Source organism: Ruegeria lacuscaerulensis (genome assembly GCF_013031245.1).
In the GTDB taxonomy this organism is placed as follows: domain Bacteria; phylum Pseudomonadota; class Alphaproteobacteria; order Rhodobacterales; family Rhodobacteraceae; genus Ruegeria; species Ruegeria lacuscaerulensis_C.
Genome location: NZ_WPZL01000013.1, coordinates 1 through 15040 on the forward strand (window position 1 = coordinate 1; position 15040 = coordinate 15040).

The window sequence follows — 15040 nt, forward strand, 5'->3', positions numbered from 1 at the left end:
GCCGAAGTCGCCGAACTCTGCGCCCGCTTCCCGATCTACCCGAACCTGTAAGACGAAGGACCCTAAAACATGAGCTTTCATTCCATAGATCAAGCCCCCGCCCGCCTGAACCGCAGCGAACTGGCTGTCCCCGGCAGCCAGCCGGGTATGTTCGAAAAGGCGGCAAAGTCGGATGTGGACGTCATCTTCCTCGATCTGGAAGACGCCGTCGCGCCTGATGAAAAAGAACAGGCCCGCAAGAACATCATCGAGGCGCTGAACGACATCGACTGGGGCAGCAAGGCCATGTCGGTGCGGATCAACGGACTGGACACGCATTACATGTATCGCGACGTGGTTGATGTGGTCGAACAGGCTGGCGAACGGCTGGACCTGATCATGATTCCAAAGGTTGGAACCGCCGCCGACGTCTATGCCGTCGATATGCTGGTGACCCAGATCGAGGATGCCAAGGGCTACAAAAAGCGGATCGGGTTCGAACATATCATCGAAACGGCGCTTGGCATGCAGAATGTCGGCGAGATAGCTGCCGCGTCGAAGCGTAATGAAAGCCTGCATTTCGGCGTTGCCGACTACGCGGCTTCGACGCGCGCGCGGACCACGATCATCGGTGGTGTAAACCCCGACTATTCCGTTCTGACGGATGCGGACGCCGACGGTGGTCGCCTGACCCATTGGGGCGATATGTGGCACTATGCGCTGGCCCGCATGGTGGTCGCGGCCCGCGCGAATGGCCTGCGCCCGATTGACGGTCCGTTCGGCGACTTTCAGGATCCGGACGGATACCGGGCGGCGGCAAAACGTGCTGCGGTTCTGGGCTGCGAAGGCAAATGGGCCATCCACCCCAGCCAGATCGCACTGGCCAACGAGGTCATGTCTCCATCCGATGCAGAAGTGACCAAGGCGCAGCGCATTCTGGTCGCAATGGCCGAAGCCGAAGCTTCCGGAAAAGGCGCTGTGTCGCTGGATGGCCGTCTGATCGATTATGCCTCGATCCGCCAGGCCGAGGTGCTGGTTGAAAAAGCCGGTCAGATCGCCGCGGCCTGATCCGCTGCTGACATATAAACGAGAATTGCGAGGCTATTCCGGCCTCGCAATTTCTTTCTACAGAAGAAATCTCCGACTGGCCCTGATGATCAGATGCACATCTCAAGCCTGACCTCGGGAAAAGAAGCGATCACGGAGTTCACTTGTGATCTCGGAACCACGCACAAGGCCGTTGACAGACCATCGGCGATGGCTGCGCTGGGTGCGGAAACAGAGACGACAAGTTCCTGTCGGTTATCTCCCTTGGGGTTGAGGATGTGACCCTGCTCATCAGTAAGCATAACGCTGTTGGAGGCGGAGGTCGCAACGGCCCGGTCCCGAAGTTCAATGGTTTTATGAACTTTGCCCGCGGCTCCGGCCAGACCGACGCGCCAGTCCTGTCCGTCGCTGCGTCGCCCTCGGGCCGCGATTTCCCCCATGTTCACAAGCACATCGCGCAACCCATGTGAGGCAAGCAAAGCGCTGATGCGATCAGTAATGGCGCCTTGGGCGATACCGTTCAGGGTAAGCGCTGATTTACCCGGTTGGGGCAGGCGGATTTCACCGGTCAGAACGGTGACGCGGCTCCAACTGACCGTACCTTCGGCAGTTCGGAGTTCAGCCGGGGTCGCACCGATTGCGAGCGCGCTCCAGACGGGCTGGATCGTTGGATCGAAAGCACCGCCTGAGGCCTTGTGCAGTGCGGTGCACAGACTGAGGACATTCAACAACTCGGGCGACGGAGCCGACAGGTGACCGTCACGGTTCAACCGGCTCAGTTCCGATTGCGGCCTGTACAGGCTGAAGATGTTCTCCAGACGGTTCACCTCAGCCTCGACCGCTGCAATGATCGGCGCAGCTTGTGCATCGGTCAGCCCTTCCAGCCGCAAACTGGCCGCTGCCCCCAGCGCGACCCCGCGCCAATGGGCGACCGGGGCGGGGGACGCACCGGCAGGAAAGGCCGCGCAGGCGGCAGACATGGTGAGGAACCGGCGGCGGGAGAGCAGAGTCATGAGGGGGTCTCCAGTTTCAGGTCCAGATCGACGGGGCCCAGAACCTCGGTGTCGGGAATGTCGGAAAGTGGCAGGGAAGAGCCGCCGTATTGTTCGATGAAAGCCGTGGCATCGTCAGGATTGGCAAAGGGAACAACCTCGCGCGCGCCCATGCCGCCCGCGACATTGGCCCCAACGACAAAGGTTGCGCCGTCCGCGGCGATCCAGTTGGAGATGCCGGGTTGCCGCCAGTTGGGTGCGACACCCATATCGCTGACGTAGACGGCAGTGATTTCGGCATCCCGTTCGGGGCTTTTGAGATAAGCCACCATGTCGCGCACCTGTGCAAAGAACAGCGGCACCGGGTAGCCCTCCAGATGAATCTGCCCTTTTGGTCCGCCATGTTCTGCGATGTTCATCTGACAGAAGAAGCTCAGCGCGTCCGGGGTCAGATCGACCGGGTCGGGGGCGGCGATCTGTTCCTCTTTACAGGCCGACAGGGCAATCAGCGCGATCAGGGCAAAGCGCTTCACGGCTCGACCCTCCGGAAAGCCAGGCGCGCAAGGGCAAAGCCCAGCACCGGCCAAATCAACAGCGACGCAGGCGCGGCCCAGACGGGCAGGGCCTGTGCGGCCCCAGTCATGCCGGACGCCATCGCGACGCCTTCGGTCGCGGCGATATTCCACAGACGGAATGCGTCGGCCGGGTTGGCTACCATCACCCATGGAAAGACGGATCGGGTGAAAGTGCCGCCCTCGTCCATGACGACAGCCCCCAACAGGCCCAGATCATAGAGGACGACAAAGACCAGCCAGAGCCCGGCCGACATACCTGCTGCCGCCGTGGCGCCCCTAGCCAGGGCAGACAGCAGGTATCCCAGCGCCAGAAACACGGCGCCAAGCAGGATGGAAGTCAGGATAAGGCGTAGCAGAGCAATCAGGCTTTCAGTGCCCGCTCCGCCGAACCATGCCGCCACCGCACCGGCGGTGCCGAAGCCGACAGTCATGGCAAAGGCGAGTGCGGCGAGATGGGCAGTGAACTTGCCCAACAGGATTTCCCCGCGCCCTGCGGGGTATGACAGCAGCAGCGACAGGCTGCCCCGGTCCACGTCGCCGGCGATGGCGTCGAAGGAAATCATCAACGCCAGCAGCGGGGCAAGGTAGACAGACAGGGTTGTCATCGAGGCGACCGAAACGGTCAGCATATCAACACCCAGTGTGCCGGTCGGTGCGCTGCCTGCGAAGGTCAGGGCCAAAGCAAACAGTACCATAATCAGTGTGACCATCAGCAGCCAGCGGTTACGGCGCAGGATCAGCATCTCGGTGCGGGTGATGGCGAGGAAGCGGGTCATTGCAAATCCTCCTGAGCGTAATGGCGATAGAGGTCTTCCAGCTTGGGCGGGGTCATTTCCACATCCGCCACAGCGTCGCCCATGTTGGCGATCCGTCGTAGGGCCTCCATCTTGTCGTCGGGGGTGCAGAGCAGTTCGACAGACGCGCCGTTGATCCGGTCGCCGCCAAGTTCGGCTGCCAGCGCTTCGGGATTAGTGCTGGCGCGGACACGCAGGCGGATCGGCAGGCCGGCCAAAGCCGACAGGTTGGTCAGCGTGTCGTCAGCCACCATCCGACCTTTGCGCATGATGGCGATCCGGTCCGTGCGGGCCTCGACCTCGGTCAGGGCGTGAGAGGCGATCAGAACCGCAGTGCCCTGAGCAGCCAGTTCGTCGATTATGGCATAGAGATCCTGCCGTGAAATCGGGTCCAGCCCTGAAGTCGGCTCGTCCAGCAGCGCCATTTTGGGATGGCCCAGCAGTACTTGTGCCAGACCCAGACGTTGCCGCATGCCCTTGGAATAAGCACCGATCCGGCGGTCCAGCGCGTCGCTGAGGCCAACACGATCCAGCAGGCCGGGCACATCGGCTTTGGTGCCTGACAGTTTTGCGAACAGGGTCAGCTGCTCGCGCCCCGTCAAGGCTGGGTGAAACGACACGGCTTCGGGCAGATAGGCCGTCTCGCGCCGCGCCTGCGCGCTGCCGGGGGTGGCGTCGCCGATTCGAATGGCTCCGCCGTGGATCGGCGTCAGGCCGAGGATGGATTTGATCAGGGTCGACTTGCCCGCGCCGTTATGGCCCAGCAGCGCCACGCGCTGACCGGGGGCAAGGGACAGGGTGATATCGTCAAGAACGCGGGTTTTTCCGCGATCCTTGCTGACGTGGTCGATAACTAGGGCCTTATCCGTCATGAGGCACCTTTTTCATAGCTGGGGGTTCAGGGGCTTGCATCAATGGGTTGCTGTCCATCACGCCACCCGGCAGCAGGGCCGGGAAGGCGGATTGCGACCAGCGCACCAGTTGCACGGCGGGGGAGCCGAGCAGCAGTTTGGCTGAGGGTTGGGTCCACAGCACATGGTCCATACTGTCGTTGGGGCGATATGGAGCATCGGCGATGCCGTTGCCATCCACATCATAGGCGGCGAAATCGGACCAGTAATTGCCGCGCCCGTCTTCGGACCACTCGACCCATTTGGTCGAGACGTATTTCACCTGTGTCCGGTTGCCGACAAAGGCGTTGCCAACGATGCGGTTGCGTTCGCTGCCGGCGGTAAAGTGGATGCCTATGCCGCATCCCTGGAACCAGTTATCGGTGAATTCGTTCTTGTTGGAGTTATAGAGGAAGGTGCATTTTTCCTTGGCACCTTTCACCACGTTGCCAGTGATGACGCTCTTGTTGGCATAGTTCAGCATCACACCATGTTCGCGGTCGCCAATTGAGACATTGTTGGCAACGGTCACATTGGTCGTGAACATCACCGCATAGCCCAGATCATTGCCGATTGAGACATTGTCGCTGACGACCGAGTCGTCGGCATACATGTAGTGCACGGCAAAGCGCAGATCGCGGAACAGGTTGCCTGTGAAGGTGTTTTTCTTGGACGAGTTCACAAAGATCCCGTCGCGGCCATAGCGGATCTCATTGTCTTCGACCCGCGCACCCGGCGCGTTCCAGACGTAGACTCCGTTGCCGCGGTCGTTCATCCGCTGGTCCTGTCGCCCTTCGATCCGGTTGCCGCGTACGATGCTGTCCTTGGCTCCGTGAATGTCGATGCCATAGAGGTTGCCCAGCAACACGTTATCCTCGACCACCGGCGCTTTGGCCGTTTTGGTCAGCTGGATGCCACTGTCGATCCCGTCATGGCTTGAGCCCGAGCCGATCACCGTCAGACCACGAACGGTCACGCCCGGCCCGGTCACGGTGATGACGCTGCCATTGCCTTGACCGTCGATGGTAGCCTGTCCCAGCCCGTCGATGGTGACGGGCCGGTCCAGAATCAGTGTTTCGGTGTAAACACCGGGGCTCAGGCGGAGGGTGTCTCCATCCGCCGCCTGCACCAATATTTCATTGATGGCCCCCGCCCGGTTGGGCACATCCCAGTCCGCCGCCCAAAGGGGCGAGCCGAGCAGGAGCGGTACGAGCAGGGGCCAACGCATGGGTTATGCTCCCTGCGGTTCGACCAGCATCCGGCCGCGCATTTCCATGTGCAGCGCGTGGCAGAACCACTGGCAATAGAACCAGTGCACGCCCGGACGGTCAGCGGTGAAGGTGACCGAGGCGGTTGCCAGCGGTGCGACTTCCATCGCGATGCCGTAGTTGCCCAGGCAGAAGCCGTGGGTCACATCGTCCACGTCATCCAGGTTGGTGATGTAGACCGTCACCTCGTCACCCTGTTTGACGGTGAACTTCTCAAGGCTGAAGGTCGGTGCCTGCGAAGTCATGTAGACCCGTACCTTGTTGCCGTCACGGATGGGCTCTTCAGCACCTTCTTCCAGATCGATGCCATCGGCTTCGGCCTGTTTGCGGGCGTCTTCCCAGGTGACGTCGGCACGATCCCAAACATTGACCGGGTTGACGATGTCGCTGCGAACGATGATCGAGTCATGCGGCTCGGCAAAGGTCGGACCGTCGTGAACCACTTTCATCTCGTTGGACGAGATGTCGATCAGCTGCTCGTTCTCGGGCTTCAGCGGGCCTACGTTCAGGAAGCGGTCTTTCGAGAACTTGTTCATCGAAATCAGCCACTTGCCGTCTGCATCCTTGGTTTCGCCCATGGAGGTCGAGTTGTGACCCGGCTGATAGTGCACGTCGACCTTCGAGATGATCGGGTCCACATCGGCGCCACCGTAAGCCTCGATTGCCTTTTCGATGTTCCACTTCACGATCTGGCTGTCCAGGAACAGCGTGGTGAACGCGTTGCCCTGACCGTCATAAGCGGTGTGAAGCGGGCCAAGACCCAGCTGCGGCTCACCCACGATGCAGGACCGCGGGTCGGCATCGCTTTCGAACAGGGCGTCCAGCTTGGTCACGTCCATGATCGAAACGGTCGGCGACAGCTTACCGTTGATGCAGACGTGCTTGCCGTCAGGCGCGGTGTTGATACCGTGCGGCGAGTTCGGGATCGGAATGTAGCGGGTGTAGTTCTTGTTCTGACCCTTACGGCCGTCCAGAACCTTGACGCCTTTCAGTTCCTGATAGTCACCGGCCTCGATACCTTTTTCGATTTCAGCAAGGTTGAAGACAACGACGTGGTCCAGCTCGTTCTCGGTCATCTCGGCCAGGTTCATACCCATTTCCGAGTTGTACGAGGTCGAATAGGCGTATTTGCCCTGATAGTCGCAGTCGGTGTTGTCGAGGTTGCCCGACACGATCACCTGCCATGCCACTTCCATGGTGTCGCCGTCCAGCGCGGTGAAGATGTTCACGTACTGCGACGGATCGTCCAGCACGGTGCCGTCATTGACCAGCGGAGTTTCGTCTTCACCGTTGGCAAATACATAGCCGGTGCGTGGGAATTTCTGCGGACGCAGACCGTGGATCGCCTTGGCGTTCGGGATCTCGGTGATCTTGTCGCATTTCATCACGTCGCAGCGCACGCGGGCGACGCGGGTGTTGGCCTTGTCGTTCATGAACAGGTAACGGCCATCATAGGTGCCGTCGGTGAACGACATATGCGGGTGGTGAAGGTCGCCGTTGTCGTAGGTTTTCATGCCGCGCTTGGCGAGAAACTCTTTGGTTTCCGGCAGCAGACCGTCGGTCATGATTTTCAGCGACTCGTTGGTCTGACCCCAGCCGGTGGCCGAGCAGCGGTTGAACACCGGTACCCGCATCAGTTCGCGCATGGACGGGAAGCCCAGGATGCGCAATTCACCGGTCTGACCCGAGGACCAGAAGCCGTAATACTCGTCCAGTTCACCGGGCTGCAGATTGGCATTGGCCGCAGCGCTTGCCTCTTTCGCGGTCATCAGGGTCGAGCCCAGACCGGTCCCGGCAATCACGGCGCCGGTTGCGGTTGCACCCAGCATCCCGCGGCGTGTGATGTTCAGTTTGTTTTCGTTGTCCGACATGATCGTTCCTCCTTTTTTAGGAAACGGATTGCGGTTTGGCGTTCGGATGGTTCGCCGGTGGTTGTCCGAGCGGGGTCTTTAGGTCGACCGACCCTGTCTTGGCCCGCCGTTTCAGCTGGCGGATGACGACGGGACATTTCGTCTCGGACTGGTAGAGCACCTGACAATGCAGGCAGGTGACGCACTCGTTCGGGTTGATCTCACCGGTGGGGTGGATCGCCTGAACGGGGCATTCGTTGGCGCAGGTCTGACAGGGGGTGCCGCAATCCTTGTAGCGGCGCAGCCAGTCAAACATGCGGACACGGGCAGGGATTGCCAGCGCTCCGCCCAGCGGGCAGAGATAGCGGCAATAAAACCGTTCGATGAACAGCCCGATCCCCAGCAGGAGCAGCGCAAAGACCACGAAGGGCCAGTCGCGCATGAATTTCAGAATGATCGCGGTTTTGAACGGCTCGATCTCAGCATATTTTTCGGCCAGCGGGATCGAGACGAAACTGAGGCCAAAAAGCCCAAGGAAGATCATGTATTTCGCCGGCCAGAGGCGTTCGTTCAGGCCCCAGGGCAGGGTCCATTGCGGCACTTTCAGCGCGCGGGCGATCTTGTTGGTCAGCTCTTGCAGCGCACCAAACGGGCACAGCCAGCCGCAATAGGCACCACGGCCCCAGAACAGCAGCGCGGCAGCCACGGCGAACCATTGGATGAAAACAAGCGGGTCTAGCAGGAAGGCATCCCATGAGAACCCGGTGCGCAAGCTGCCGGCCAGCGCCATCAGGTTCACGACACTCAGCTGCGCATTGGCGTACCAGCCGATGAAGAACAGGGTCAAAGTCAGGTAGCCGATGCGGAACCAGTAGAAGACGCGCGCATTCATCGTGGCGTGGAACTGGAAGAAGAAGGTCGCGGTCAGCACCAGAAGCATGACGCCCAGACCTGCAATCTCGAATGTGCGATCCTTCCAGATACGTTTCCACAGGGCGGCTTTGGCGGCGGCCTCGCCGGTGGCGTCATCGACAACGGTGGGGGCAGCAACCGGCAGCAAGTATTGCTCGGGTAGCTTGTAGCCCAGATCAAAGGTCAGAAAGGTCTTTTCAACCGCGCCAACGGCCCGTTGCACCAGCAGTTGCAGGCGGAACGGTTCGGTCGGGTCGAATTCCGCATCGGCGGGGATCTTGAAGATGTCCAGTTCGGTGAAACTGGGCGCATCAGAGGCTGCAACCTTGCCAAGGCGCTCTTGTTGCTTGTCAAAGAAGCGGACCGAGTTGTCGCCCTGGATCAACTGAATCCGGTCAAAAATACCCCCGCGCACATACCCTGAGCCTTTGAAGCTATATGCCCCGCGACCCAGCACCAAAATGGCCTGTTCGCCTTCGTCCAAACGGTTCACGAGGTTCTGATATTCAGCTTCACCCAGCAGGGATTTCCCGATCGACGGGACCGAGACCAGCGCCATATGCATGTCGATGAAGGTATCATCCGGCTCACCCGGTTCCGGGCGTTTGATGGCACGCTGATCGCCCGTGGCCTCGAACGCGGCGTTGACCTGCCCGACATCCAGCGTCAGTCGCCGGATTGAGCCGTCGCCAGACAGAGTGGTCCAGTCATAGAAGGCATTTTTAGCCATATCGACTTCGCGCTTCGGCCCATCGGCCTGCAACGGCGACAGGCCGCCCAGACCCAGTGCGCGGGACACTTTGATGCCGCCTCGCACAAGGCTGTCGTCTATCACCATGATCGTCACGGTGGCGCCGGAAATGATGTCGAGGTCATGCCCCTCACCCCCGGTTTCAGCTTCGCGCTTGAGGTCCAGGCCCGTGTAACCTTCGGTCAATTCGACCATCCGGGAATTGGGGATGCCGATCAGAACAATGGGCTCCGAGTGTTTGACCAGTTTAACCCCGGTCAGAACGGCATCATCATCAATAGCGGCGACTACGTGGATTGGCTTGCCGGAATACCCGGTGGTGCCCACGAAATCCGAGGTTAGGAAAGCCCAGGCCAGGGTCTCGCCGCCCTTCAGAACAGGGGCGACGGGCACGTCATCGCGCACGGGACCAAAGGCGTCGGCCCCGGGGGCCAGATCGGCGGGAGTGATGTCGGGCAGGAAGCTGGCGAGGCTGTCGGCATGGGCACTGATCGCCATCAGGCAGGACAGGGTGAAGGCCAGTAGAAAGTGGATTGCGCGACTTACGACCATGGCGCACCTCCGGGTATTTGGATTGACGCCATGGACGCGCGCTGGGCGCGTTCGATTCTGTTTTCGAGCGCGGCCGGGGGACCACGGGTTTCAGGCCAGAGCCAGACTGAATTGCTGGATCCGAACTGGCTGGGAACAACGGTTTGCATGGATTGCGCAAATTCGATCCGCGCCAATTCGGGCAGGTCAGGCACCGGGGCCGCTGCCGTTACTGCGCACAGGGCGCAGTCGGCACATTTCGGACAGGGCGCGGTTGGATCTTCAGTTCCCTCTTCGAGGTCTACTTGAACCCAGACCGCCCCTGCCTCCGAGCAGATCTCCACCCACATACTTTGTCCGGGACTCGCCAGTGCCGGACCAAGCATTTGCGACAGCAGAAGAAGGATGCCTGCCAAGACACACACCGCGCGCGATGCGCGGTTAAGGAGCGTGTGCAGAAGGACAGGGGCAGGCATAGAGAATCCAACTCGGCGTTCTTTCCGGAGTCCTACGGGATTCTCTCAGACGGATACTTGACATAGGTCAGGTGTCGGCAAAATTGTGACCTAGTCGTCAGCCTCATCCATCAAGCCGCGCACCCAGCGCCCGGCCAGCCAGGATGCGGGAACGCCCAGCGGTATCGACCACAGGATCGCGGTGACAGGTTCGATCACACCGAACCCCGCACTGTTGGCGATCAGGCCCACGAGAAAAAGGTTAATGGCCACGGTCAACGCCGTGGCCGGGTACAGCAAAATGGCCAGCTTCCAGACCGGCCATTTGCCCTCAGTGGCTGGTGCCTTCCGAGAAGGTGATTTTGTTCCAGACATTGTATTTCCCCGAAGGTTTGCGCATCGGCAGGCGGCGGATCTCTTCCAGCGTCTGCGCATCATAGACGATCACTGCGCCGTCATCTTCCCAGATCGAGACCAGCGCGTGGCTGCCATCCTTGGTGAATTCCACATGGGCCACTGTCTTGCCGGGCGCGGGGCGCAGAGTCTTTACGATTTCAAGGCTTTGCTTGTCGATCACATGCATGGCGTCCTTGTTGGGGCCGAAGAACACATCAGCCCAGACATAGGGTGAGTTCTCGTGGCTGCGCATGAAGAATCCCGGTCCTTCGGTCTTGATCCGTTTGACGGTTTCCCAGGTTTCCATGTCGATCACCGACACGGTGCCATCGGTCAGGTGCGGTGTGGCCATCACGGTCGTGTCGCCATGTTGCCACGTGATCCCCGATCCCAGATGTGGCATGCCCGGCAAATCCAGATCAGCCACTTTCTGGCCGATGACCAGATCAATCACCTGACCGCCCTTTCCGTCACGCGACGCGCCCATGACGTATTCATAACTCTGGTCGAAAAAGAAATCGTCCAGATAGTCGGGTGTGGTGATCTTGCGCACTGGGAAGGGGTCGGGGTTCTTGAACTGGCCTTCGATACGGAAGTCATGGCCCAACCCGGATTGAGGTGGGTTGTCGCCGTAAAAGACTTCCCAAATCTCGGGGACGTCTTTCAATGCAAGAACAAAGCTTTCACGCGGCGGTGCTTGGTATACCGCCGAAACGCGGCTGGGAACGCCCTTTTTGCTTTTGACTTCGACGACTTTCGCGACCGAGAGGTCTTCGGTCGACAGCAGGGTCAGGCTGTTGGGCAGGTAATTCGCCACGGCCACCCATTTGCCGTCGCCAGACATGGCGATGTTGCGGCTGTTCAGGCCCGCACGTACGCGACCCACCTGTTTCAGCGCCCAGATGTCGTACTTCTGGACCCAGCCATCGCGAGACATGATGAAGACATAGCGGCCATCGGGGCTGAATTTCGGACCGCCGTGGACAGCGAATGGAGTCTCGAACCGGTCCAGCACCTCGAACGTGTCGCCATCCAGAACGCTGACATGGTGGTCGCCGGTCTCAACAGCCAGCGTGATGTTCATCGGGTCGCTGGACCAGACAGGCGCGTCTACCGGGGCATAGTCGTCGTCCAGCGTGCGGCTGGCCATGATATCGGCCTCGCCCCATTCCGGGTCGGTCTCCAGCGGCGATTTCAGCCAGCCCGCCAGTTCCTCGATCTGCAATGCGTCCAACTCATGCGAAAACGCGGGCATCTGCGTGGCCGTACGGCCTTCGGCAATCACTGAAGCCACGCGCGGGCCGCGCATCCGTTTCAATGTCTCGGGGATCAGGGCCGGGCCGACGCCGCCCAGACGGTTCTCGCCGTGGCAGGAGGCGCAGTGTTCGGCATAATCTGACGGGGCATCCGCCCATGCGGTACCGGCCAGCAGCAGGGAACAGAGCGTACCGATTTTCAGGGTGTCAAAAGAACTGATGCGCCGGATCATGGCTTTTCCCCCGGAACGGCGTGACCTGCAAGCGCTCGCCCGCATCATCCACGCCGATTTCTTGGTTTGACAGATAGCAGGCCGGATCTTCGGCCCAGGGATCGCCGGTCAGTTGCAAGGCCCGGATACGGGTATTGCCGCCGCAGACGTCCTTGAGCTGGCATGCACCGCAACGCCCTTTCAGCGGGCGCGGGCGGGTGCGCAGCATGGCCAGCATCGGGTCATCGCTGGTCCAGAGCTCGGAGAAGGGTTTGGTCTTCACATTGCCGACCGTGTAATCGGACCAGTAGGTATCCGGATGAACTCGGCCCAGATTGTCGATATTGGCCACACCCAAACCGCTGGAATTTCCACCCCATGCGGCCAGATGTTCGCGCACATGGGCGGCTTTGTCGGCGTCGAAACGCGCGCGGATCCAATTCAGGAAATACCCCGCATCGGCATCATTGTTGCCGGTGACGATGTCCAGAGGGCGTCCGCCAGAGGCGGCCTCCCACGCGCGTTCCAGCAGCAGATCGAGGCCCTTACGGGTGCGCAGATGTTCGGCGTCTTCGCCCCGGTTTTTGTCACCGCGACCGGCGTAGACCAGGTGAGACAGGTAAAACTTGTCCACACCTTCGTCATCACAAAGCTGCAACAAGTCAGGCAGATGGTGTTGCGTGCCCTCGGTCAGGCAAAAGCGCAGACCAACCTTGATGCCGCGCTTTTTGCATTCCCGCACACCCCGCAGGGCGTCGGCAAAGGCACCTTCGACACCGCGGAACCAGTCATTGGTGGCTCCGATCCCGTCAAGCGAAATGCCGACATAGTTGAACCCTACATCGGCAATCATGTCGGCGGTTTCGTCGTAAATCCGCGTGCCGTTGGTCGACAGCGCCAGCATCGGCACCAGATCGCGGGCGCGTTTGGCGATATCGAAGAAATCGAACCGGTCCAGCGGTTCCCCACCCGAGAGGATCAGGGCCGGGACGCGAAATTGGCCCAGATCCTCAAGGGTTACCATGGCTTGCTCGTGACTGAGCTCACCCGGGAACGCCACATCCGCCGAGACGGTGTAACAATGGCGGCATTTCAGATTGCAGCGCCGCGTCAGGTTCCAGATCACCACCGGTTTTACTGGGCCGGGACGGCGTTTGCGCACCGGGGTCGGTTTGACCAGCTGGTGCATATATTCGGTCAGGCGGAACATGATCTCAGCCTTTCGCTTTCAGGCGCAGCCCGGTCTTTTTCAGGATGCGCGTGGAATAGAGGATGTCTTTGGCCCGGCAGGCATCGCCCAGAATTGCAGTGATCTCGGCGCGCTTTTCTTCGACTTCGCCACGGTCTTTACCGTGGACCATGGCAAACAGGTTATAGGGCCATTCGGGCAGGGCGCGTGGACGCTCATAACAATGGGTGACAAAAGGCAGGGCACCAATTTGCGCTCCCAGTTCGGCAACGCGGTCGTCATCCACATCCCATACAGTCATTCCGTTCGACGTCATGCCCAGCTTGTAGTGGTTCGGAGCAGCTGCGATACGACGGATCACACCGCGCGACTTCAACTCTGCCAAACGGATTAGAAACGCATCTTCATCCATACCCAGATCTTCAGCCACCTGGGCATAGGGGGTAGGGGTCAGGGGCAATCCGCCCTGCAACGCCTCGATGATTTGTCTGTCTGATGCGTTGATCATGCCGCCACCCGGAAGCCGATGAAAAATTCCTGCAGTTTGGGGAAACGGAGGACTTCAATCCCCGTTTCCCGTTCGATGGCATCGGCGGCGGCCTTGATCCCCTCGGGCGTTTCGGTGGCCAGCACGAACCACATGTTCAGCCGGTGCGTCCGTTCATAATTATGGGCAACTTCCGCATGCGCATTGACTTTGGTCAGGACGGTTTCGAATTTCTCGGCCGGAACCGCCATGGCGCACAGGCAAAACGCGCCGCCCATAGCTGCTGCGTCGAAAAACGGACCAAAGCGCGTGATCACCCGCTCATCCTTCATCCGCGACAGCCGGTCCAAAAGATCACGTTCCGTGAGGCCCAGTTCTTCGGCGACAACGGCATAGGGGCGCGAGGTCAGCGGCAGGTCATTCTGCATCCGGTTCAGGATCGCGCGGTCAGTGGCGTCCAGTGTCATGCGGCGGCCTCCTTGGGTTGGATCAACGCGCCGGTCTGTTTGAAACAGCGGGTCGAAAACAGCACCTTGTGCCGCGCGCCTGACAATTCCGGCAGAGAGGTCGCGCCCGACAGAACCTCAAGCGCTTCACCGCGCGAACGGGCGTGGATCATCGAATAAAGGCGATAGGGCCAGACGTCCTCAACCGGTCGTCGCTCGTAGCACAAGGTGACGCCGGGATGCGCGGCCAGCGCAGGTCCGGCGGTGCCAACCTGTTCGGCGGGTATGTCCCAGACCACCATCGCGTTGGCTGACCAGCCCAATGCGCGATGACGCACAATAACGCCGAGGCGCGAGATGATTCCGGCGGCATGTAGGGCGGTGACCCGCTCCATTGCCACGGTTTCCTCCCACCCCAGAGAGCGGGCGAGATCGGCATAGGGATCGGCCACCAAAGGCAAGCCCGAGCTCAGAGCCTGCAACAGCGCGCGGTCGCCTTCCTGCATGGCCGAGCGGTCAATCCGGCGTGGTCGGGGCACGCTCTGGTTGCCACCAGACATGCGAAATCCCAGGTCGACGTTAAACGGGCGCACCAGCCGCAAGTCCAGAACGCGCAGGCCTGAGGCACGACTGATCCGCGCCAGTGTGTCGTTTACATGCGCCCGGTCCGGGCCGGTGGCGACAAACCAAAGGTTCCAGTCATCCTCGCGCTGGTAGTTGTGATTCACGCCCGGTTCGGCATCGATTATTGCCGCGATTTCTTCCAGCTGTTCTTCAGGTGCCGCGACGGCGGCCAATGTACTGGCCGAAACCGCGCCTGGCGCAATGGTGGCCCCAACGCGCGTGATCCGTCCGGTTGCGCGCATACGTGTCAGCCGATTGAGTACTTCCGACTCGTCCAGACCAAGCGAATTTGCCAGCACCTGAAAGGGACGTTCGGTAATGGGAAAGTCTCGCTGAAAATCATCTAACAGGCGACAATCGATCGGGTCGGTGACGTGATGCATCGC

Annotated in this window: 15 protein-coding genes; 1 reads left to right on the forward strand and 14 read right to left on the reverse strand. The window is 60.6% G+C overall.

Translation table 11 applies throughout. The features are described 5' to 3' along the window. Nucleotides 1–69: 69 nt before the first annotated feature. On the forward strand, nucleotides 70–1047 hold the full coding sequence (locus GOX66_RS15225) for an HpcH/HpaI aldolase/citrate lyase family protein (protein ID WP_170763590.1): 978 nt from the start codon (nucleotides 70–72) through the stop codon (nucleotides 1045–1047). Nucleotides 1048–1136: 89 nt separating this feature from the next. Here GOX66_RS15225 and GOX66_RS15230 read toward each other — a convergent pair whose 3' ends face one another. The 14 genes from GOX66_RS15230 to ahbB (GOX66_RS15295) form a co-directional block, all read right to left on the reverse strand. Further along, complete coding sequence (locus GOX66_RS15230; RefSeq protein ID WP_170763591.1) at nucleotides 1137–2039, reverse strand: FAD:protein FMN transferase; 903 nt, start codon at nucleotides 2037–2039, stop codon at nucleotides 1137–1139. Next, on the reverse strand, nucleotides 2036–2551 hold the full coding sequence (locus tag GOX66_RS15235; protein ID WP_170763592.1) for a nitrous oxide reductase accessory protein NosL: 516 nt from the start codon (nucleotides 2549–2551) through the stop codon (nucleotides 2036–2038). The genes GOX66_RS15230 and GOX66_RS15235 overlap by 4 nt, the downstream gene beginning before the upstream one ends. Beyond that, nucleotides 2548–3369 (reverse strand): ABC transporter permease, encoded by an 822-nt coding sequence (locus GOX66_RS15240; protein ID WP_170763593.1) that lies wholly within the window; start codon nucleotides 3367–3369, stop codon nucleotides 2548–2550. The genes GOX66_RS15235 and GOX66_RS15240 overlap by 4 nt, the downstream gene beginning before the upstream one ends. After that, on the reverse strand, nucleotides 3366–4259 hold the full coding sequence (locus GOX66_RS15245) for an ABC transporter ATP-binding protein (protein ID WP_170763594.1): 894 nt from the start codon (nucleotides 4257–4259) through the stop codon (nucleotides 3366–3368). Before GOX66_RS15245 ends, GOX66_RS15240 begins: the two co-directional genes overlap by 4 nt. Beyond that, nucleotides 4249–5505 carry a nitrous oxide reductase family maturation protein NosD gene (locus GOX66_RS15250; protein ID WP_170763595.1) on the reverse strand — a complete coding sequence of 419 codons (1257 nt, stop codon included), beginning with the start codon at nucleotides 5503–5505 and terminating at the stop codon, nucleotides 4249–4251. The genes GOX66_RS15245 and GOX66_RS15250 overlap by 11 nt, the downstream gene beginning before the upstream one ends. A gap of 3 nt (nucleotides 5506–5508) precedes the next feature. Continuing rightward, nucleotides 5509–7416, reverse strand: a complete 1908-nt coding sequence (gene nosZ / locus GOX66_RS15255) for a TAT-dependent nitrous-oxide reductase (RefSeq protein ID WP_170763596.1) — start codon at nucleotides 7414–7416, stop codon at nucleotides 5509–5511. Between the two features lie 16 nt (nucleotides 7417–7432). Next, nucleotides 7433–9610, reverse strand: a complete 2178-nt coding sequence (locus GOX66_RS15260; RefSeq protein ID WP_170763597.1) for a NosR/NirI family protein — start codon at nucleotides 9608–9610, stop codon at nucleotides 7433–7435. After that, nucleotides 9601–9939 (reverse strand): DUF2946 family protein, encoded by a 339-nt coding sequence (locus GOX66_RS15265; protein ID WP_237212625.1) that lies wholly within the window; start codon nucleotides 9937–9939, stop codon nucleotides 9601–9603. Before GOX66_RS15265 ends, GOX66_RS15260 begins: the two co-directional genes overlap by 10 nt. A 216-nt stretch (nucleotides 9940–10155) precedes the next feature. Further along, complete coding sequence (locus GOX66_RS15270) at nucleotides 10156–10419, reverse strand: hypothetical protein (RefSeq protein WP_170763598.1); 264 nt, start codon at nucleotides 10417–10419, stop codon at nucleotides 10156–10158. Continuing rightward, nucleotides 10376–11929, reverse strand: a complete 1554-nt coding sequence (locus tag GOX66_RS15275) for a nitrite reductase (RefSeq protein ID WP_170763599.1) — start codon at nucleotides 11927–11929, stop codon at nucleotides 10376–10378. The genes GOX66_RS15270 and GOX66_RS15275 overlap by 44 nt, the downstream gene beginning before the upstream one ends. Further along, nucleotides 11904–13118 (reverse strand): heme d1 biosynthesis radical SAM protein NirJ, encoded by a 1215-nt coding sequence (gene nirJ / locus GOX66_RS15280; protein ID WP_170763600.1) that lies wholly within the window; start codon nucleotides 13116–13118, stop codon nucleotides 11904–11906. The genes GOX66_RS15275 and nirJ overlap by 26 nt, the downstream gene beginning before the upstream one ends. 4 nt (nucleotides 13119–13122) lie before the next feature. After that, nucleotides 13123–13605 (reverse strand): siroheme decarboxylase subunit beta, encoded by a 483-nt coding sequence (gene ahbB, locus GOX66_RS15285; RefSeq protein ID WP_170763601.1) that lies wholly within the window; start codon nucleotides 13603–13605, stop codon nucleotides 13123–13125. Further along, on the reverse strand, nucleotides 13602–14051 hold the full coding sequence (locus GOX66_RS15290) for an Lrp/AsnC family transcriptional regulator (protein ID WP_170763602.1): 450 nt from the start codon (nucleotides 14049–14051) through the stop codon (nucleotides 13602–13604). Before GOX66_RS15290 ends, ahbB (GOX66_RS15285) begins: the two co-directional genes overlap by 4 nt. Further along, on the reverse strand, nucleotides 14048–15037 hold the full coding sequence (gene ahbB / locus GOX66_RS15295; RefSeq protein WP_170763603.1) for a siroheme decarboxylase subunit beta: 990 nt from the start codon (nucleotides 15035–15037) through the stop codon (nucleotides 14048–14050). Before ahbB (GOX66_RS15295) ends, GOX66_RS15290 begins: the two co-directional genes overlap by 4 nt. Nucleotides 15038–15040: the final 3 nt, after the last annotated feature.